Origin of the sequence: Ramlibacter sp. AN1015 (assembly GCF_037726105.1) — a bacterium.
Classification (GTDB): domain Bacteria; phylum Pseudomonadota; class Gammaproteobacteria; order Burkholderiales; family Burkholderiaceae_C; genus Ramlibacter.
Genome location: NZ_JBBJUM010000033.1, coordinates 1 through 557 on the forward strand (window position 1 = coordinate 1; position 557 = coordinate 557).

The window sequence follows — 557 nt, forward strand, 5'->3', positions numbered from 1 at the left end:
CGTAAGCGGCCGGGCATCCCATCTTGAGTTTGAGCGCTGAGGGCGCACGATTGCTGTCCATCAAAGTTAGATGGACAGCAAATGAATTCCTATCGCAATCTCCCGCGGCGCCGGCATAGCACGCAATTGAAGCGGGAGGTCTTGGCGGCCTGTGGTGAACCAGGCGCATCGATCGCTGCAGTGGCCTTGTCGTTCGGCCTGAATGCCAACTTGGTGAGGCAGTGGCGTCGTGGTCGAGGGGTCAAGAAGTGTGAGGACGCCGCGACCATCGAGACAGTCACGGCCAACGGCACGGTGGCAGTGAGGCCGGGGCAGCAGCGATTCATCGCGTTGGCGATGCCAGAGCCAACGCAGGCCAAGCCGTGCGGCAGCGATGTGCGCATCGAGGCGCGGCGCGGTGACCTGCAGGTCACGGTCATTTGGCCATCATCGTCGGCGTCGGACTGCGCGCTGTGGTTGCGTGAGCTGCTGCGGTGATCCGAATTGAGGCGATCTGGCTGGCGTGCGAGCCGCTGGACATGCGCGCGGGCACCGAGACGGCGTTGGCGCGGGTGGTG

General features: G+C 64.3%; 1 protein-coding gene. It reads left to right on the top strand.

Going from position 1 to position 557, the window contains the following annotated elements:
* The first annotated feature begins 81 nt into the window (after positions 1-81).
* Positions 82-477 (top strand): transposase, encoded by a 396-nt coding sequence (locus WG922_RS21925; RefSeq protein WP_340285170.1) that lies wholly within the window; start codon positions 82-84, stop codon positions 475-477.
* The last annotated feature ends 80 nt before the right edge of the window (positions 478-557 follow it).

Bases quoted from the DNA above. Each gene is read 5' to 3' on its own strand.
- WG922_RS21925 (WP_340285170.1), top strand. From the start codon at position 82: ATGAATTCCTATCGCAATCTCCCGCGGCGCCGGCATAGCACGCAATTG.